We start from the raw sequence: 19,934 nt of genomic DNA on the forward strand, positions 1-19,934 counted from the left end.
TTCGTGATGGATCGGCTCCAGCGCTTATTTGGGGATCAGGCCGCGATCGGTCAATACCTGATGCAGAGCGCGGCACTGACTGCGCGCGATGGCCTTACGGTTATTGGCTTCATGAGTTCGTGCCACGCCGGTCCACAGAGGGCGGCCGCTTTTGTCGAAAAACTCCGCCTCATAACTCTGTTGCGCATCCGGCTCCTTGGGTTTTTCCAGTTTGCCGCCGATACCAATCCGCCAAGTGGGTTCCTGGCGCATGTCGCTGTTGATCGGGTTGAGATCCCGGGACTCGGTCATGCGGGGCGGCGCCAGCAGCAGAGCGGTCAGATCGACGATCAGGGCGCGGTCGTAGGGTTGATCGTGCAACCAGCGCAGCAAGCCCTGCTTGCCGCCATCTTCATACCATATCGGTCGTACCTGATGGGCCAGATGCACCGACAGGGCACTACCCTGGAAAATGGGCTGGCACACTTCTTCCCAGACACGCCGGGTGGCCGGCTCCGGGCTCTGTGCCACCAGCAGTAAGGAGCGCGCCGGGGAGGGCGCCGTGTCCTGGCTGTGGCGGGTGGTGATCTCAGTGGTGCTGGCACAACCGGCCAACACCAGCAGGGCGGCCGGCGCGACGATCCAGCGCCGGGTCCGGAACAGAAAACGTGATAATCGGGACGAAGGAAAACTCACCGAATACTCTCCTGTTGGCGCCTGACGATAAGGTCATGTCAGTGTAGCCGCTTCAGAAGATCGGGGACACCAGACGTGGCGCCGCTCCGGCGAGAATGTGAAGGGCTCGACCACCGGATTGTCCGGGTTCCGGCGGCGTGTACCAGCGCACCTCATAGAGTGCGCCGTCCTCGCCCTGGTCTTCCAGCAACAACAGCTGAAGGTCGCCGCTGTCGTCGTCCACCAGCATTCCGCCACTGGTTTCATCCAGTATTGCCAACAGGGGTTGGTGCAGCGGCAGCGCCGCGGCCGGTTCACCGTGGAAACGCCAGCGCCAGTAGCTCTCGTGGGTGGTGTCGCCCGTCATATAACGGGCCTTGCCCTGCCATTGCCGGGACCAGGTGCGGGAGGGCGGCGGTTCGGGCCAGTAGCGGTGACTGCGCAACACGAAAGTGGCGTGGCCCGGGTGCTGGTTCTGATTGCCTTGCCGGAACAGGTCGTCACTGAGCCGCGCACTCTGGGCACTGAGAAAATCCACGGTATGGGGGCCGTAGAGGGTGTGACCGCCCTCGTAGTACTGGGCGCTGTATTCGGCTTCGGTGGTGGCGTAGCCGAAATAGCCGTTGGCCAGGCTGCTGATGACCACGGTCCAGTCCGGATCCGGTAGCGTCGCGTCGACCGCTTCGCGGATCCGGTTGCCGCTTTCCAGAGTGATTTCCCACGGCAGAGCCACCAGCACCAGGTCGTTGATGCGCAGGACCTGGAACAAAGCTCGATGCGGGTAGCGTGCCGGTGCCAGAGCCAGTTGCAGCTTGGACAGCATCCATTGTTTCACGCCCTGACAACCGTCGGTGAACAGCGTGCGTGGCCAGCCTTCCTGCAAGTAGGGCAAATAGGAAATCGGAAATACTTCATCGCCGTTGGCGGCGCCGGCCACGGCGGCACCGATGATCGGGCGCTCGCACAGGCCGTGGCGCTGGTCGTCGTCGAGTGCGAGCAGATCCAGTTCCCGGCTCGCCACGGCAGTGTGCAGGTCGTCCCGCAGTTCATTTTCCAACTGATGGAACAGGGCGTTGGCCTGTTTTCCCAGGGCGGTGCCGATTCGGCGTGCCTCGCGGTCGCCGCGTAACCCGGCTGCCCAGGCGGGATTGTTGTCGCCGTGGGTGGCTTGGACCGTGCCGTGCACGAACCGCCAGGGCAACGGCTTGACGGTGGGCTCGATACCTTGCGCCAACCAGTGCCAGACGTCGGCGTGGTAGGGACGGGTAAAGGCGGGAATAGCGGTGCCGTGAATCGAAAACAGGGTCAGAGCGCCGGCTGGATAAAAGTGGCCGTCATCGGCCATCAGGTCGATGCGCAGCTGGCTCATCCTCGGGTTCACCGCTTCGTGCGCCAGCTCTTCGGTCCATTGTTGTTCCGGGATCCGGTGGTTGCGGGCCCAGGCTCCCAGGGAACGGTTGCGGGTCAGTCCCCATACCTCGCTTTGCCCGCTGGCGAAACGGGCCGGGCGGCGAGCGCGATAGGCTTCAATCACCGCCTGGCTGATGCGCTCGGCGAGAAATTCGAACAACGCCGGGTCGAATCCGGGCTTCTGGCTGCCGAATACGTTATAGAAATCGCTGCCCAGATACTGGCCCGGGCCGGAGTGGGTGTGAGTGACCAACAGGCTGAGGGCGTGCGCGGGAACGTCGGTGGTAGCGGCGATACGCTCCGCCACCGCGTACTGCAGCGGCAGCGATCCGGCCCCAAGGTCCAGTTGCACCAGGGCCATGGGGGGCTGGCCGGCGCCATGCAGATAAAAGGCGCGGGCTTTCAGGCGAGTACGGAACCCGTTGGCGCTGCGGGCCCAGGCGGAGTAGCCGAACTTGGGCAGGCCGATGGCCGGTGTGATGTCCACTTCGGCCACGCCGGCCAGATTGCCGTCCTGGACGGCGGAGGGCCGCGGGGCCGGGATATCGAAGTCCAGGGTGATGCTGGGGTAGAAAAAAAACGGCCAGGCGGCATGAAGCACAGTGCCAAGAGCGATCAGCAGCACCAACAGCAATAGCCGGGGCAGGGTCAGCAAGCGGCGTAACGAACGAGAGATCATGGTGAGAGAGCGCGGAAAAAGCGCATCGGCGTAGTTATCATTTTTATTGGCACGAAAGTGCAAAATATATCTGCAATTTACTCTTAAAGCAATACATAAGCCGAGCGGCGTACATAACGATACAAATCGATACGACTTTGTGATGTTGTGAAATGGGACAGAGAAGTTCTCAACACTATTCCAACCGGTTTTCACCGGATCCCTGTTTTTTTTAAGCCCTTCAATTATTCCAATGATTGCACTGTAACCCGTTGATACCCGAGGGGGAAAGACGATGAAAGCAATCTGGAAGCTGTCCACGCTGGGCATGGCCGTGGCTTTGGCCAGCCATGCCGCCGTGGCTCAGGAGCGCGAATACGTAGAACAGGCAAAACCCAATCAGTACATCGGTGGCATGGCGCATTACATCGATGTGGATGAGGATTGGCAGGCCGGTGACCGTGGGGCGGGCGGCACCATCTTCTACGGCCGCAAGCTTACTGATCATATCTGGTGGGAGTCCGAAGCCGGGGCCTATGGTCTCGAGTCCGATATCGACAACGGCCAGGACTTCTATCAATACCCGGTGACTACGGGTCTGGCCTTCACCCTGGGTGACCGCACCGGTTTCACCCCTTACATGGTCATGGCCGTTGGTGGTATCTACAACGACGTCTACATCGACGATGACGACGGCTGGGACTTCCACGCCAACGCTGGTCTGGGCGCGGTGACCGGGCCACTGTTCAACAACGGCCTGAAAGTTCGTGCCGAAGCCCGTTACCTGTATAACGATTTCGACGGCACCGGTGATTCCGCCGGCGATGGCGGCTTCGGTGATTACCGCTATTCCGTGGGTCTGGAAGTGCCGATGGGTTACACCAAGGTGGTGGAAAAAACCCGGGTGGAAACCAAGCAGGTAGCGGTGCAACAGCCGGTGATCGATTCCGATGGCGACGGCGTGCCGGATAACCTGGATCAGTGTCCGGATACCATGCCGGGCGCCAAAGTGGATGGCAAAGGCTGTCTGCTGGTGAACCAGACCGTGACCTTCAACAACATCAACTTCGAGTTCGATTCCGCTGAACTCACCGTTTCCTCTCGCCCGTTGGTATCGCGCATTGCCCGTTCTCTGACCGCGGAAAACAACAACATCCGCGTGGAAGTGGCCGGTCATACCGACAGCGTTGGTTCCGCCCAGTACAACGAAGGTCTGTCCCAGCGCCGCGCCGATTCCGTGCGTAACTATCTGGTTCGTGAAGGTGTGGACAGCAGCCGCGTCACGGCCCGCGGTTACGGCGAGAGCCAGCCCATTGCCGATAACGACTCCGCGTCCGGTCGCGCTATGAACCGCCGCGTTGAATTTCATGTGACTGAGTAGTAAGAGGAGGGATCTCGAGATGTCACGTTTAAAAACGATCAGCCTGTTGCTGTTGGTGGCCGTGCTCGGCCTCGGCGGCTTGTACGGCTGTAAATCCAGTGGTGGCAGCAGCGGTGGTGGTGACCCCACCCCCAACGTCCAGGACGACGATAACGACGGTATCCCCAACAATGAGGATAACTGTCCGCAAATGCCCAACAATGATCAGCGTGATGAGGACGGCGATGGCATCGGTGACGTCTGTGATGACGATATCGATGGCGACGAAGTGGACAATGATGACGACAACTGTCCATGGGTGCCGAACGAAGATCAGTTGGACTCCGACGATGACGGTATCGGTGACGCGTGCGATGCCAACAACGATGACGACGGTGACGGCTTCGACGACGGCGAGGATAACTGCCCGAATACGCCCAACCCGACCCAGTCGGACATCGATAACGATGGTATCGGCGACGCCTGTGATGACGACATCGACGGTGACGGCATCCCCAATGGGGAGGACAACTGCCCCTACGTGGCCAACCACGATCAGCTGGACACCGATGGTGACGGCGTAGGCGATGCCTGCACCGGTGACAAGGACGGTGACGATGTGCCCGACGAGCAGGACAACTGCCCGATCGTGCCCAACACCGACCAGGCGGATCTTGACCAGGACGGTATCGGCGATGTCTGTGATGACGACCGCGACGGTGACGGCGTGGAAAACGGTCATGACGACTGCCCGGACGTAGCCGGTCCCGCCAGCAACAACGGCTGCCCGGTGGATGATCCCACCGACACCGATGGTGACGGCATCCCCGATGACCAGGACAACTGTCCCACCATTCCCAACGCGGATCAGGCCGACAGTGACGGTGATGGCATCGGCGACGTGTGTGACGACGCTGGGTTCACCTGTAACGATGTCAGTAACTATCAGCCGCTGCTGGCCAGCGACGGGTTCCTGGCGGACGGTTCCGCCGTGGGCATTTGCATCAGCTGCGGTATCTCCGACGCGGGCAATATGATCGATGGTCAGGACAACTCCTTCGCCACTTTGAATGTGACGGCGGCTTTGATTTACGGTGGTGCTGATGCATTGGTTTACGACGGTCCCGTGATCTCCGGGGTTAATCGTGCCGGCTTCGTGGTTTCCAAGCCCAATTCACCCCTGCTTAACCTGAGCCTGCTCGGCAACTTCGTCACCCTGACGTTCTTTAATAACGACACGGAAGTGGCGGAAACCACCGCGGATGGTGGCCTGCTTGGTCTGGAACTGTTGGGCTTCGGCACCGGTGATGGCAGCCAGCGTTTCCTGTCCACGCAGTTGGATCCGTCCCTGGAGTTCAACCGCGTTCGACTGCGCTACGCGGGTTTGCTCAACGTCAATGATTCCTTGAGGATTCACCGTGTTTGTGCCGGTACCGACCCGGCGCTCTGATCCATAACTTTCTCCTTTCAGGCGAACTGATGGGGCGCGAAAGCGCCCCTTTTTTTTGTTCATCGCGGTTTAGCGGGACAGGGTCGCTCCGGCGGGGGCTCCCGTATTACTCGGTTATCTCGAAGACATTCATTCAGAGGGGGCTACAGCGCCGCTGTGGGAAGCGGCCCGGGCGGCGCTCCGCTTGGCCGCGAATGCCCTGGGCCGGTGGCGATTCGCTTGCAAGCAAGCTTCCCACAGCGGCTTCGTGGCATGATCCGTGGGAGCCCAGCTTGCTGGCGAATTCCGGCTCTCTGGTGTTGGGATATTCGCTTGCCAGCAAGCTTCCCACAGCGGTTTCGTGGCGGATCCGTGGGAGACCAGCTTGCTGGCGAATTCCGGCTCTCTGGTGTTGGGATATTCGCTTGCCAGCAAGCTTCCCACAGCGGCTTCGTGGCGGATCCGTGGGAGACCAGCTTGCTGGCGAATTCCGGCCCTTTGGTGTTGGGATATTCGCTTGCAAGCAAGCTTCCCACAGCGGCTTCGTGGCGGATCCGTGGGAGACCAGCTTGCTGGCGAATTCCGGCTCTCTGGTGTTGGGATATTCGCTTGCCAGCAAGCTTCCCACAGCGGTTTCGTGGCGGATCCGTGGGAGACCAGCTTGCTGGCGAATTCCGGCCCTCCGGTGTTGGGATATTCGCTTGCAAGCAAGCTTCCCACAGCGGCTTCGTGGCGGATCCGTGGGAGCCCAGCTTGCTGGCGAATGCGGTCTCTGGTGTGAGGGATTCGCTTGCCGACACGCTCCCACAGCGGCTTCGTGGTTCTGCCTGTTGGGAGGGACGCCGCTTTTCCGAAAAAAAAGTAAAATGCCCGCTGAATTCCCGCTCATGATGTGATCCGGATACTGGTATCGGCGATACTGGCTCACCTAACAATGGCCTGATGTTTTTGGGTTACGGCAACGGTGGTGGGAGAGCGGGATGCACCGAGCAGGGCGCGTGTGGTTTTGGCTGTGGCTTTGTTTGTTGGGGCTGACGGCTTGTTCTGATTCGGTGGAGGGGCCCTTCCGCAATTACACCGAAACCGGCGATCTGGCGGACATTCAAGAGCACGGTGTGTTGCGGCTGCTGGCGCCGCGTTTCGATGCCGAGGAGGAGTTTGTCTGGGAGGGGGTGCCCACCAGCGAATACCGCCTTGAAGCGGAAGCCCTGGCTGAATCATTGGGGCTTAAGCCGCGCTGGGTGTACGCGGATGATTACGCCGAATTGTCGGTGATGCTCAACGCCGGGCAGGCGGATCTCATTGTCACCCATTACAGCCGTACCGACCAGCGCCGTGAGCGGTTGTCGTTCTGCACGCCTCTGGCCGTGGTGCGGGAAGTGCTGGTGCTGCCAGCGGATCGGGTGGGTATGTCGGTGGCGGACCTGGGGCCGCTCATTATTGCCGCGCCACGCGGTACTGCTTATCTGGAAACCGCTCAGAATCTGGCCCGCCGCCATGACAATATTGAAGTGGACTGGGTCAGCGGAGCGCTGTCCGAAGATGAGCTGCTGCGAGGCATAACGCGGGGACAGTACGACGCGGTGATCATGGACGAGCCTTTGTTCAACGCCTTGTCCATCGACTACCCCGAGCTGCGTTCCGGGCCGGTGGTACAGCCGCGAAGGGCGATTGCCTGGGCGGTACGCAAAGGCAACCCGGACCTGCGTGAAGCGGTGAACCGCTACATTGTCGCCCATCGTATCAAAGCGTCCGAGCAGGAACCGGAACAGCGTGATTGGCCTGCTATCCTTAACAGCGGGGTGTTGCGGGTGATCACCTCCAACAACCCGGCCAGTTACTTCATGTGGCGCGGTGAGTTGATGGGGTTCGACTACGATCTGATTCGTGATTTTGCCCAGCGTTATGATCTGCGGCTGAGCATGGTGGTGCGCGACGGCCCGGAGCAAATGCTGGCTGCCTTGGAAAACGGAGAAGGGGATGTGATCGCCGCTTCCATGACGGTCACGCCGGCGCGGCGCGGCAAAGGGTGGCATTACTCCCAACCCTACCTGGAAGTACATGAACAAATTATCGGGCCGGCCTCGGCGCCGCCTTTCAAGGATCTGTCGGAGCTAGCCGGGCGAACCGTGACGGTGGCCGCCGGCAGCGCTTTCTTGGAGACCCTGCGTGCGTTGCAGAACGACGGTATCGGGGTGGAAATTGAAGTACGCCAGAATGTTTCTTCGGAAATTCTGATGGACCGGGTGGCGAAAGGGGAGCTGGATCTGACCATCGCCGACAGTCACCTGGTGTCCATGGAGAAGGGCTACCGGGATGACCTGAACGTGCTCTGGACCCTGCGCCAACCCCGGCGGATTGCCTGGGGTTTGCGGGAACGCCAACCGCAACTGCGCCATCAGCTGAACGACTATATTAAACGCGTGCGCGAGGGCCGGTTCTATCGCACCACCTTTGAGCGGTACTTCCAGGGACAACCCACGCCGTCTTCCCTCACCGCTGAAAGAGTGGAACCGGGAAAACCGATCTCGGCCTATGACGATCTGGTGCGCGAACAAGCACTCAAGCACGGTTTCGACTGGTTAATGGTCACCGCCCAGATGTACCAGGAAAGCCATTTTGATCCGGAAGTCCGTTCGTTTTCCGGCGCCGAAGGATTGATGCAGGTGATGCCGTTGACCGCGCGTCAACTGGGTTACGAAAATCTGGCCGATCCGGTTCAAGGCATTGGCGCCGGTGTCGCTTATCTGAACTGGCTGGAGGGCCGTTTCCCGGCCCATCTGGATCTGGCGGAAAAAACCTATTTTGGACTGGCTGCCTACAACGCCGGGTACGGCCATGTGGAAGACGCGCGCCGGCTGGCGCAACGACTTGGCAAGGATCCTGACCGCTGGTTTGGCAATGTGGAGGAGGCCATGGCGCTGCTGTCCCACCCGCGCTATGCCCGTCAGGCCCGCTACGGCTATGTGAGGGGGCAGGAAACCGTGCAATACGTACGCGACATCCGCGCCCGCTACCTGGGGTATTTGAGCGCAACAGAAAAGCAGTGAGGCGGAGTTGACAGTTGATAGTGGACAGTTGACAGCGCAAGAACTAAACAATCTGTTCTTTAGCCGCTGCGGGAGCCAGCTTGCTGGCGAATATTGCTAAACGTCTCAGTGACATCATTCGCCAGCAAGCTGGCTCCCGCAGCGGCTAAAGATCGGGCCTTTTTGTCTTTTTCTTTCTCGCTGTCAACTGTCCACTATCAACTGTCAACTCCATTCACAGATTGGCCAGCCACTGCAGCAGAGTCTGCCGCACTTCCGGGGCGCAGTAGTCGTTGAGGATCTCGTGGCGGCCGGTGGGGCAGTCGAGCCGTTCCAGGTGCTGATGGCGGCGTTTCAGGATGTGTTCCAGGCGGTCCATGCCTTTGCCCTTGTTGCTCATCGGGTCCTGACGGCCGCCCAGCAGTAGTATTGGTAGCAGAGAGGGCAGGCGCGCCAGTTGCTCGCCGGATTGGATTTGCGCCAGCGCCGAGATCAGTGCCAGCCAGGTGCTGGTGGTGCACTCAAAGCCACAGGCGGGATCGGCGATGTAGGCGTCCACCTGATCCTGGTCGGAGCTGAGCCAGTCGAAATCGGTGCGGGCGTCGGCGATGCTGGCGGCCCAGGTCTGGAAGGTCATCTTGTGCACCAGGGGACTGTGGCCACGAACGCCATGGCGGCGGCGCTGCCAGCCCATCAATAGCGTCATGGCACGGTAAAACCACGGGGAATGGCTGTCACTGCCGCACAACACCAGGCCTCCCAGTTGCTCCGGGGCCTGTTCGGCGGCGGCCAGGGCCAGGAATGAGCCCATGCTGTGGCCCCCCAGCACCAGCGGTCCCCGCTCCGGCTTCACCTGCGCCATTACCCGCAGGACATCGTCGATGACCTTGTCCCAGCCGTCCTCGTCGGCGAAGTGTCCCTGGGGGGCGTCGTCGTCGATACTGGTGCCGTGACCACGATGATCCGGGCAATACAAATTCCAGCCATGCTCATTCAGGGTCTCCCCCAGAGCGCCGTAGCGGCCACCGTGTTCCGCCATGCCGTGCAGCCAGACCAGTGTGCCGACGGCGTCCTGCGCCGGCCAGTGATGCACCCCGATAACGTGGTTATCGGCGGCGGTGATGGACAGCTGCTGTTTGGACATGGCGACCCCCTTTGTGAGTGGCACGAACATGCGGCATCCCTTTGGTTTCGTCAAGACGGGGCTGTATCATGGGGTTTTCCCGCCGTCCTTGTTTCGCTATTCGGGAGCAACCTTGATTCGCTATCAGATTTGTCCGGTCCATCCGCAGGCCCATATTTTTGAAATCACCCTGACCGTGGACCGGCCGACGCCGGAAGGCCAGGCCCTGACCATGCCATCGTGGATTCCCGGCAGTTACATGATCCGCGATTTCGCCCGGCACCTGGTGTCGCTGGACGCCCGGGCCGGAGACCGGCCGTTGGCGGTGGCCAAGATCGACAAGCAGACCTGGCAATTGCCGCCGGTGGACGGTCCGGTGACCGTGACCTACCGGGTCTACGCCTGGGATCTGTCGGTGCGCGGCGCCCATCTGGACACCACCCATGGCTACTTCAACGGTCCTTGCGTGTTCCTGGCGGCCATGGGGCACGAGGATCAACCCTGCGAAGTGACCATCCAGGCGCCGGCGGGAGCGGAGTTCGCCACCTGGCGCCTGGCCACGGGCATGCCGCGGCTGTCCGGCGCGGAACTGGACTTCGGTGTCTTCAAGGCGGACAACTACGACGCGCTGATCGACTATCCGGTGGAGATGGGGCACTTTGAGCACGCCCGCTTCGAGGCCCGCGGCGTGCCCCATGATGTGGTGCTCACCGGCCGTTTCCGCGTTGATCTGGAGCGTCTGTGCCGGGACCTGAAGCCGATCTGCGAGCATCATATCAGGCTGTTCGGTGAACCGGCGCCGGTGGACCGGTATCTGTTCATGACCCTGGTGACCGATGGGTATGGTGGTCTTGAACACCGCAACTCCACCAGTCTGATGAGTCCCCGTGGTGATTTGCCGCTGCCCACCGACGGACCCCGCCAGGTGCGCGACGGTTATCGCAGCTACCTGGGATTGTGCAGCCACGAATACTTCCACACCTGGAACATCAAGCGGATCAAACCGGAGGCGTTCACGCCTTTTGATCTGAGCCAGGAGGTTCATACCGAACTGCTGTGGGCGTTCGAGGGCATCACCAGCTACTACGATGATTTGGCTCTGGCGCGCACCGGGCTGATTTCGCCGGACAGCTATCTGGAACTGGTCGGCCAGACCCTGACCCGGGTACAGCGCGGACAAGGGCGGCTCAAGCAGACCGTGACCGAGTCCAGTTTCGATGCGTGGACACGCTTCTATAAGCAGGACGAGAACGCGCCCAACGCCATCGTCAGTTATTACGCCAAGGGCTCGTTGGTGGCTCTGGCGCTGGATCTCACCCTGCGCGAGCGTAGCGATGAGCAGGTGACGCTGGATGATTTGATGCGGCTGCTGTGGCAACGCTACGGCGAGGACAGCGGCGGCGTGCCGGAGCGGGGCATTCAGGCCCTGGCCGAGGAACTGTTGGGTGAAAGGCTGGATGAGTTCTTCCAACTGGCGCTGTACAGCACCGAGGATCTGCCGTTGGCCCCGCTGCTGGCCGCGCGCGGGGTGGTGTTGCATTGGCGCCCCGCCAGTGGTCATGGCGACAACGGCGGCAAGCCGGCCAAAGGCCCGGTGCCCGTGCATCTTGGCCTGCGCGCCAGCACCGATCCGCTCGGCGCGCGGGTGCAGGTGGTGTACGAACAGGGCGCGGCGATGGCCGCCGGGCTTTCCGCCGGCGACGTGATCATTGCCGTGGACGGCATCAAAACCGACGCTGCCGGACTGGACAGTCGTTTGCAGGGCTACCAGGAAGGCGAGGTCGTGGAGGTTCACGTATTCCGCCGCGACGAGCTGCTGCGTTTTCGTGTCACCCTGGCCCCATCGGAAGCCTCCACCGCTTACCTGACCCTGGCCCAGGGCGGGCTCACCGACAAGGGCAGGGCGTGGCTGCTGAATAGCAGTTGACAGTTGATAGTTGACAGTTGACAGCGGAAAAAAGGTCATCTTTAGCCGCTGTGGGAAGCTGGCTTGCCAGCGAATGGGCGTGTCAGCGTGCCCGTCCTCGACCGTGAGACACCGGCGGTCCTTTTCATACCGAAAAGGACCGCGATCTCTCTCCGAATTCGTGAGTTATGACTGACCTTTCCCTGAAGGATTTACAGCGTCGTCTTGATGAAGCGCGCGGCGCCGATCGCGGCCGCTTGCGCAAGCGCCTGGAAGGCTTGCGCCGCCGTCCCAATGAAGCGGTGCGGACCAAGGTGGCGTTGGCGATCGAGGCTTCGGTGGCGGATCGTCAACGGCGCGCCTCGTTGGTGTCCGAACTACGCTGGCCGGACCTGCCGGTGGTGCATCACCGTGAGGAACTGGCCGAGGCGATTCGCGATCATCAGGTGGTGGTGGTGGCCGGCGAAACCGGTTCCGGCAAAACCACCCAATTGCCAAAAATCTGTCTGCAGCTGGGGCGGGGGGTGGACGGCTACATCGGCCATACCCAGCCCCGCCGCCTGGCGGCCCGCTCCGTGGCCGCGCGTTTGGCCGAGGAGCTCGATACCCGGGTAGGCGGACTGGTCGGCTACAAGGTCCGGTTCGCCGAACAAGTCGGCGCGGACAGTCTGATCAAACTGATGACCGACGGCATGTTGCTCAGCGAGATCCAGCATGACCGCCAGTTGCGCCAATATGACACCCTGATCATCGACGAGGCTCATGAGCGCAGCCTCAATATCGATTTCCTGCTCGGCTACCTCAAACAATTGTTGCCGCGCCGCCCGGATCTGAAGGTGATCATCACCTCGGCCACCATCGACCATCGCCGTTTCGCTGATCATTTTAACGGCGCGCCGGTGTTCGAGGTGTCCGGCCGCACCTATCCCGTGGATATTCGATACTGCCCGCCGGAAGGAGAGCGGGAACTGGGCTGGCAGGTGGAGGAGGTGCTACGGCGGATCGATAGCGAGGAGCGCCGTGACGGCCGCCCGGTGGCCCGTGACGTGCTGGTGTTCCTCAGCGGTGAGCGGGAAATCCGCGATGTACACCATCATCTCAAACGCTGCGATTTCCGTGATACCGAGTTATTGCCGTTGTACGCCCGGCTCAGCGCCGCCGAGCAGCAACGGGTATTCTCCCCGCACCGTGGCCGCCGGATCGTGCTGAGCACTAATGTGGCGGAAACCTCGCTGACGGTACCGGGCATCCGCTACGTGATTGACGCCGGCACCGCCCGTATCAGCCGCTACAGCGTTCACTCCAAGGTTCAGCGGCTGCCGGTGGAACCGGTATCCCAGGCCAGCGCCGACCAGCGTTCCGGACGCAGCGGCCGGATCATGCCGGGGATTGCCTACCGTTTGTACAGCGAGGACGACTTCATCAACCGTCCGGCGTTCACCGATCCGGAAATCCAGCGTACCAACCTGGCGGCGGTGATCCTGCGGATGGCGGACCTGGGGCTGGGCCGGGTGGAGGATTTCCCGTTCATGGAGCCGCCGGATGGCCGTTTCATCCGGGACGGTTATCGCCTGTTGGAAGAACTGGGCGCGTTGGACGGCGAGCGCCGGCCCACCGCCCTGGGCAAACAGTTGGCCCGGTTTCCACTGGACCCGACGCTGGCGCGCATGCTGGTGGCGGCAGCGGAGAAAAAGGCGCTGCGCGAGGTGCTGCCGATCGTCGCCGCGCTGGCGGTGCAGGATCCGCGCGAGCGTCCACGCGAAAAACAACAACAGGCGGATCAGGCTCACCAGCCGTTCCAGGACAAGGAATCGGATTTCCTCTGGTTCTGGAACCTCTGGCAATGGGCGGAACAGCAGCGAGAGGAACTCAGTCGCGGCCAGTTCGAGAAACTGCTCAAAAAGACTTTTCTGGCGCCGTCACGGATGCGCGAATGGCGGGACACGCACCGTCAATTGCTGCTGCTGGCGAAGCAGGAAGGCTGGGTGCTCAACGACAGCCCGGCCGAGCATGAGGCTATCCACCGCTCGCTGCTCAGCGGCTTGCTGGGCAACGTGATGATGCGAGGCGAGGAGGGCGAGTGGCTCTCCACCCGCAATCGCAAACCGCTGATCTGGCCGGGGTCGGCGCTGAGTAAATCCGCTGGCAAGAAGAACGGAGCGCGCTGGCTGATGGCGGCGGAGCAGGTGGAAACCAGCCGCTTGTTCGCCCGTTGCGTGGCCAGGGTGGAACCGGGCTGGATCGAGGCGGAAGCCGCCCATCTGGTGAAACGTCAGTATTATGAGCCGCACTGGTCGAAACGGCGCGGCTGTGTGATGGCGCGGGAGCAGGTCAATCTGTTTGGCTTGATCCTGGCGTCCGGACGGCGGGTGCATTACGGCCCGATGGAGCCGGAGCTGGCGCGGGAACTGATGATCCGTGAAGGGCTGGTGGCGGGGCAGCTCAGTCGTGAACCGGCCTTCGTCAAGGCCAACCGGGAACGGTTGGAAACGCTGGAGGAGATGGAGCACAAGCTGCGCCGGCGTGACATTCTCGCCGACGAGCAGACCCGCTTCGAGTTCTATGACCAGCGGTTGCCGGCATCGCTGTATACCCTCACTCACCTGGAGACCTGGTACCGCAAGCACGCTTCGGAAGCGGAACGTCAGGCTCTGATCATGGACGACGACGTGCTGCTCTCACGCACACCGCAATGGCAGCGTGACGCTTTCCCCGATGAACTGACGGTGGACGCCATGCGCCTGCCGTTGGAATACAGTTTCGACCCCACCGGGCAGCGCGATGGCGTGACCTTGGTGGTGCCGCTGGCGGTATTGAACCAGATTCCGGAAGAACGGTTGGCCTGGCTGGTACCGGGATTGTTGCGGGAAAAACTGGAGGCGCTGTTGCGTGGCCTGCCCAAGTCGCGCCGCCGGCATTTCGTGCCAGTGCCGGATTACGTCAATGCGCTGATGGAAGCGTTGACACCGGATCAGCCGTTGCTGCCGGCGATGACCCGGGAATTGCAACGCATGGCCGGCGTGAGGGTGGAGCAGGAGGAATGGCGCGAGGATCAGTTGCCGGATTACCTGCGCATGAATTTGCGTGTGATGGACCGCGATGACGTGGTGGTGGAAGGCCGCGATCCGGCGGATCTGCGCCAACGCCTGCGGGGCCGGACGCCGGCACCCGGCGAAGCGATGGAAGAGCCGCCTGCTCAGGAAAGCCGGGAATGGGATTTCGGCGCGGTGCCGGCATGTCATGAACAGCAACGCGGCGGTATTGTCCTGCGCCGCTACCCGGGGCTGAGGGATCTGGAGGACCGGGTTCGGCTTGAGCATTTCGATGACGCTGATGAGGCCGCCTGGCACCATGGTTATGGTTGCGCCCGTCTGGTGCTGCTGCGGCTGCCGGATCAACTCAAATCGCTGAAACGTCAGGCCGGCACGGCGGTTGGCTGGCAAAAGCTGAAAAGCGAAAAGAGTGCGATGGCGCGGCAGGCGCTGGAGCAGGTGATGTTGCGGACCGCCGCGGACCACTTCCGCTTCCATGCCGAGCCAGTGCGGGATCAGAGTGCGTTTCGCCAGCGTCTGGATGCTGGCCGTGGCGATTTCGTACCGGCGGCGGAACGGGCTGTTCGCCACTGGGGCGAGGTGTTCGCCTGCTATCGCGGCATCATGACTCGATTGGAAAAGGGGTTTCCGCTGGCCTGGGCCCATGCCCATCGGGATTTGAAAACGCAGCTCGCGACGTTGTTCGAAACGGATTTTCTGTTGTCCGTGCCCGGCGAGTGGTTGTCGGAGTACCCTCGATATCTGAGCGCCATCGAGCAACGCCTTGACAAGATGGGCGGGCAGTTGGGGCGTGACCGGGCGCAGGTGGCGGAACTGGAGGCGTTCTGGGAAAAGTACAGCCGTCGGGCCGGGGAAACGCCGCGGTGGCGCTTGCCTGAACCGCTGGCGCTGTTCCGCTGGATGCTGGAAGAATACCGGGTGAGCCTGTTCGCCCAGACTTTGGGCACCCGTATGCCGGTGTCGGCCAAGCGCTTGAACCGGCAGTGGGAAGCCTGCTGAATGGGCCCCCTGGAGCCCATTCGCTTGCAAGCAAGCTTCCCACAGCGGCTGCGCAGCGCAATTTGTGGGAAGCGGCCTTGGCCGCGAATAGTCCGAAGTTCCCGGATGGGAGAGTAATCAACCCGCTTTCGAAACATCGGTTTTGCGCCCACGGGGCTGAATCCGGATAATGACATCATTTACTGTCGCGGCGCCCGATGCGCCTTTGCAGAGAGGACAGGTTAGTGACCCAATCCGTAGTGATCAGCGGAACCGGACTGTGGACCCCGCAGCAGTCCATAAGCAACGACGAGCTGGTGGCGTCGTTCAACAGATACGTGCAGCTCTATAACGAAAGCAACGCTGCCGCCATCGAGGCCGGTGAACTGGAGGCCCTGAGTCCTTCCAGCACCGGGTTCATCGAGAAAGCCTCGGGCATCAAACAGCGCTATGTGCTGGATAAGGAAGGGGTCCTGGATCCCGAACGGTTGTGCCCGAGTATCCCCGAGCGCTCCGATGACGAGCTCTCGGTGCAGGCGGAAATCGCCGTCAACGCCGCCCGTCAGGCACTGGAGAACGCCAAATTGACAGCTGACGATCTGGATGCCGTGCTGGTGGCCTGCTCCAATATGCAGCGCGCCTATCCGGCCATGGCGGTGGAAGTGCAGCAGGCATTGGGCATGGAGCATGGCTGGGGCTATGACATGAACGTGGCCTGTTCCAGCGCCACCTTCGGTATCCAGGCCGCGGTGGACGCGGTGCGCAATGGCTCCGCCCGGCGCGTGCTGATGGTCAATCCGGAAATCTGTTCCGGTCACTTGGCCTGGCAGGATCGCGATTGCCACTTCATCTTTGGTGACGTGGCCACCGCGGTGATCGTGGAGCGGGCCGAGGACGCCACCAGTGACAACCGCTGGGAGATTCTCGGCACCCGGCTGCAAACCCGGTTCTCCAACAATATCCGCAATAACTTCGGTTTCCTGAACCGGGCCGATCCGTCCGGCATCGGCGCCCGCGATAAACTGTTCCGCCAGGAAGGTCGCAAGGTGTTCAAGGAAGTCTGTCCCATGGTGGCCGAGCAGATCAGCGGCCATTTGAGCGATCTGGACCTGCCGGTGGAAGAGCTGCGTCGGATGTGGCTGCACCAGGCCAATCTGAGCATGAACCAGTTCATCGCCCGCCGGGTGCTGGGGCGCGACCCGAGCGAAGAGGAAGCGCCGGTCATTCTGGACGAGTACGCCAATACCAGCTCGGCGGGTTCCATTATTGCCTTTCACAAGCACAACGCCGACCTGCCGGTGGACAGCAAGGGGGTGATCTGCTCCTTTGGCGCCGGTTATTCCATCGGCAGCGTGGTGGTCAAACGGGTGAAGTAAAGAATGCGGGACGCTTGACGCCGGACGCTTGACGCTTAAAGGATAAAATCCAAGCTGTTTCGCGTCCGGCGTCCGGCGTCCGGCGTCCGGCGTCCGGCGTCCGGCGTCCGGCGTTTAGCTCCCCGCGTCCAGAATTACCCGGCCCGCCACCTGACCTTTTTCCAGGTCTTCCACCGCTTGCGCGGCGCCTTCCAGCGGACGGTGCTCGATATGGATTGGGGGCAGGTTCTTCTCCTTGGCGAAAACCACCAGGTCTTCCAGTTCCTTCAGTGTGCCCACGTAAGAGCCGATGATGCTTACCGCTTTGTTGGTAATGATCGGCAATGGGTAGCGCAGTTCGCCACCGTGCAAACCCACCGGTACGTATTTGCCGCCCTTGCCGAGAAGACTCAACGCCAATTGAGCGGTCTGCTCATTGCCGACGAAGTCCAGGGCCGCCTGCACCGTGCCCGGACAGGTTTTCGCCACCACCCGGCTCAACTTCGGCGTATTCGGATCGAAACCGTGGCGTGCACCGCTTTCCTGGGCCAACTGGCGTTTCTCCTCGGAAACGTCGATACCGATCACGTTGCCGATGCCCATGGCCTGAAGGATACGCAGCGCCATCTGGCCCAGGCCGCCGCAACCGATCACCACGATCCACTGGTCATCCGCCAGCGGCAGCACTTTGTTGATGGCGGAGAAGGTGGTCAGCCCGGAGCAGGCCAGGGTGGCGGCGTCACCGGGGTTAAGACCACTGATATCGAGCAGATAGCGGGGGTGAGGTACGACAATATGGTCAGCGTAGCCGCCCGGTTTGTTCACGCCCAGGTGCGCGGGAGCGACACACAGATTTTCCTCGCCTTTCTGGCAGGCGCCGCACTTACCACAGCCGATCCACGGATAGATCAGGCGTTGATCGCCGGGTTTGACACCGGTGACCTGATCGCCCGCCGCCACCACGGTGCCGATGACCTCGTGGCCCAGGGTAAGCGGCAACGGCATGGCGAAGTTCAGTCGCTTGTCGCCGCCCAATTCAAAATAGCCGTCATGAAGATGAACGTCGCTGTGGCAGACCCCACAGTAGTTGACCTTGAGCAGTACTTCATTGCCGGCGGGAGCGGGCAGCTCGTAGCTTTGCGGTGCGATCGGCCCGCCGAACTCCTGGAATTCGAAGCGGCGGCTGTCCGATACGCCGTTTTGTTGTTCTGCAGTCATGGCTGGCGTCCTTGTAAGTAACGTCTTTGGGGCCGGTCACGCGGGTTGGCCGCATCGACAGGGTATTTGTATGCTGTACATCATATACGGCAAGTTGGCGGGCAGGGCTATCGTCCGAGGCGACGATTTCCACCGTGCCACCACTCATGACACCACTCATGACACTCCTCATGGTGCTTTCCGTAGTAAATTAAATATACCGCGCGGTAGGCCGGCTTGACCAACCTTGGTCGAGGCCGCCGGCCAGTACTGTTCAGACTACCCACGGAGACGGCTATGTCCGCTGAACTTCAGGATTCGACCTTGCTGTGTCACCAGTCACTGATCGATGGTGTCTGGTGTGACGCGCGATCCGGCCTTGCTTTTGACGTCAAGAATCCGGCCACTGGCGAGGTACTGACGCAGGTGCCGGATATGGGGGCCGTTGATGCCCGCACCGCGGTGGAGGCGGCCGGCGCTGCCTTCACCGATTGGCGCCGCCGATCGGCCAGGGAACGCATGACGATTCTGCGTCGCTGGCATCAGGAGATCGTTGCTAATGCCGACGACCTGGCCTTGCTGCTTACCTTGGAGCAGGGCAAACCATTGGCGGAAGCCCGGGCGGAGGTGCTTTCCGGTGCCAATTTCGTCGATTGGTTCGCCGCGGAAGCGATGCGGGTGATGGGGGATATTCTGCCGCCAGCGGACAACAGCCGCCGTGAATGGGCAACGCGCTATCCGGTCGGTGTGGTGGCGGCGATCACTCCGTGGAATTTTCCGTCCTCCATGGTCACCCGCAAAGTGGCCCCGGCTCTCGCGGCCGGCTGTACCGTGGTGCTCAAGCCGGCCGAGGACACGCCGCTGTCCGCACTGGCGTTGGCGACGCTGGCGGAGCGGGCCGGGGTGCCGGCGGGTGTCTTCAACGTGGTTACCGCTTCCCATGGCGCGGAAGTGGGTGGAGAACTGACCGCCAATCCTCGGGTACGCAAATTGTCGTTCACCGGATCCACGGCGGTGGGTAAGTTGTTGATGGCTCAGTGCGCGGCCACGGTGAAGAAAGTCAGCCTGGAACTGGGCGGCAACGCGCCGTTCCTGGTGTTCGAGGACGCGGATCTGGACGAGGCGGTGGCCGGCGCCATCGCCATCAAGTTCTATAACACTGGTCAGACCTGCATCTGCGCCAATCGCATCATGGTGCACGAGCGCGTCTACGATGCTTTTCTGGAACGGCTTGCCCGGGCGGTGGGAACGCTGGTGTTGGGTGAGGGCACCAGGGATGGCGTGACCCAGGGGCCACTGATCAATCCGGCGGCGTTTGAAAAGGTGTCGGCTCTGGTGGACGACGCGGTATCGTCGGGTGCCACGGTGGTGACCGGCGGTGGCGGTGATGCCGGTTTGGGAGGAACCTTCTATCCGTTGACCGTTCTGGGCGATGTCACTCCGGCAATGAAGGTGTTCAATACCGAGATCTTCGGCCCGGTGGCGCCAGTATATCGGTTCAGTGATGAACAGGAGGTCATCCGGCTCGCCAATGATACCCCTTATGGACTGGCGGCCTATGCCTACACTCGGGACCTGGGGCGGATTTTCCGGCTCAACGAGCAGCTCGAATACGGCATGGTCGGCGTCAACACGCCGCGTTTCGTTTCGGAGACGGTGCCCTTTGGTGGTGTCAAGGAATCGGGAATTGGCCGTGAAGGCTCGGTGTACGGCATCGATGAATTCCTGGAAACCCGTTATTTGTGTGTGGCCGGGCTGTAGGGGCGTGGCGGCTTGCCCGCC

At 61.7% G+C, this 19,934-nt stretch carries 11 protein-coding genes; 7 read left to right on the plus strand and 4 right to left on the minus strand.

Annotation, left to right across the window (positions count from 1 at the left end):
• Positions 1-24 precede the first annotated feature (24 nt).
• Complete coding sequence (locus E0L37_RS18700; RefSeq protein ID WP_133493178.1) at positions 25-675, minus strand: hypothetical protein; 651 nt, start codon at positions 673-675, stop codon at positions 25-27.
• A gap of 52 nt (positions 676-727) precedes the next feature.
• Positions 728-2,743: a neutral/alkaline non-lysosomal ceramidase N-terminal domain-containing protein gene (locus E0L37_RS18705; protein WP_133493179.1), complete on the minus strand. Its 2,016-nt coding sequence runs from the start codon at positions 2,741-2,743 to the stop codon at positions 728-730.
• A gap of 274 nt (positions 2,744-3,017) precedes the next feature.
• Here E0L37_RS18705 and E0L37_RS18710 point away from each other — a divergent pair, with 274 nt between their 5' ends.
• The 3 genes from E0L37_RS18710 to E0L37_RS18720 all read left to right on the plus strand — a co-directional run bounded on the left by E0L37_RS18710 (position 3,018) and on the right by E0L37_RS18720 (position 8,561).
• Complete coding sequence (locus E0L37_RS18710) at positions 3,018-4,103, plus strand: OmpA family protein (protein WP_236564174.1); 1,086 nt, start codon at positions 3,018-3,020, stop codon at positions 4,101-4,103.
• Positions 4,104-4,122: 19 nt separating this feature from the next.
• Entirely contained in the window at positions 4,123-5,532 is a 1,410-nt protein-coding gene (locus E0L37_RS18715) for a thrombospondin type 3 repeat-containing protein (RefSeq protein ID WP_133493180.1), read from the plus strand.
• Positions 5,533-6,509: 977 nt separating this feature from the next.
• On the plus strand, positions 6,510-8,561 hold the full coding sequence (locus E0L37_RS18720) for a transporter substrate-binding domain-containing protein (RefSeq protein WP_240687508.1): 2,052 nt from the start codon (positions 6,510-6,512) through the stop codon (positions 8,559-8,561).
• Between the two features lie 214 nt (positions 8,562-8,775).
• On the opposite strand, the gene E0L37_RS18725 is transcribed toward E0L37_RS18720, so the two are convergent.
• Positions 8,776-9,684, minus strand: coding sequence for an alpha/beta fold hydrolase (locus E0L37_RS18725; RefSeq protein ID WP_133493181.1), 909 nt, complete (start codon positions 9,682-9,684; stop codon positions 8,776-8,778).
• 112 nt (positions 9,685-9,796) lie between these two features.
• Here E0L37_RS18725 and E0L37_RS18730 point away from each other — a divergent pair, with 112 nt between their 5' ends.
• The 3 genes from E0L37_RS18730 to E0L37_RS18740 all read left to right on the plus strand — a co-directional run bounded on the left by E0L37_RS18730 (position 9,797) and on the right by E0L37_RS18740 (position 16,976).
• The gene (locus E0L37_RS18730; protein WP_166643099.1) at positions 9,797-11,590 is read left to right on the plus strand and encodes a M61 family metallopeptidase; all 1,794 of its coding nucleotides are present in this window, start codon (positions 9,797-9,799) and stop codon (positions 11,588-11,590) included.
• 167 nt (positions 11,591-11,757) lie between these two features.
• Positions 11,758-15,621 carry an ATP-dependent RNA helicase HrpA gene (hrpA, locus tag E0L37_RS18735; protein WP_133493183.1) on the plus strand — a complete coding sequence of 1,288 codons (3,864 nt, stop codon included), beginning with the start codon at positions 11,758-11,760 and terminating at the stop codon, positions 15,619-15,621.
• A gap of 224 nt (positions 15,622-15,845) precedes the next feature.
• Positions 15,846-16,976, plus strand: coding sequence for a beta-ketoacyl-ACP synthase III (locus E0L37_RS18740; RefSeq protein ID WP_205655652.1), 1,131 nt, complete (start codon positions 15,846-15,848; stop codon positions 16,974-16,976).
• A 114-nt stretch (positions 16,977-17,090) separates the two neighbouring features.
• Here E0L37_RS18740 and E0L37_RS18745 read toward each other — a convergent pair whose 3' ends face one another.
• Positions 17,091-18,173 (minus strand): alcohol dehydrogenase, encoded by a 1,083-nt coding sequence (locus E0L37_RS18745; RefSeq protein WP_133493185.1) that lies wholly within the window; start codon positions 18,171-18,173, stop codon positions 17,091-17,093.
• Positions 18,174-18,449: 276 nt separating this feature from the next.
• On the opposite strand from E0L37_RS18745, the gene E0L37_RS18750 reads away from it, so the two are divergent.
• Positions 18,450-19,913, plus strand: coding sequence for an NAD-dependent succinate-semialdehyde dehydrogenase (locus E0L37_RS18750; RefSeq protein ID WP_133493186.1), 1,464 nt, complete (start codon positions 18,450-18,452; stop codon positions 19,911-19,913).
• Positions 19,914-19,934: the final 21 nt, after the last annotated feature.

The organism is Alcanivorax sp. 24 (assembly GCF_004360225.1).
Taxonomy (GTDB): domain Bacteria; phylum Pseudomonadota; class Gammaproteobacteria; order Pseudomonadales; family Alcanivoracaceae; genus Alloalcanivorax; species Alloalcanivorax xiamenensis.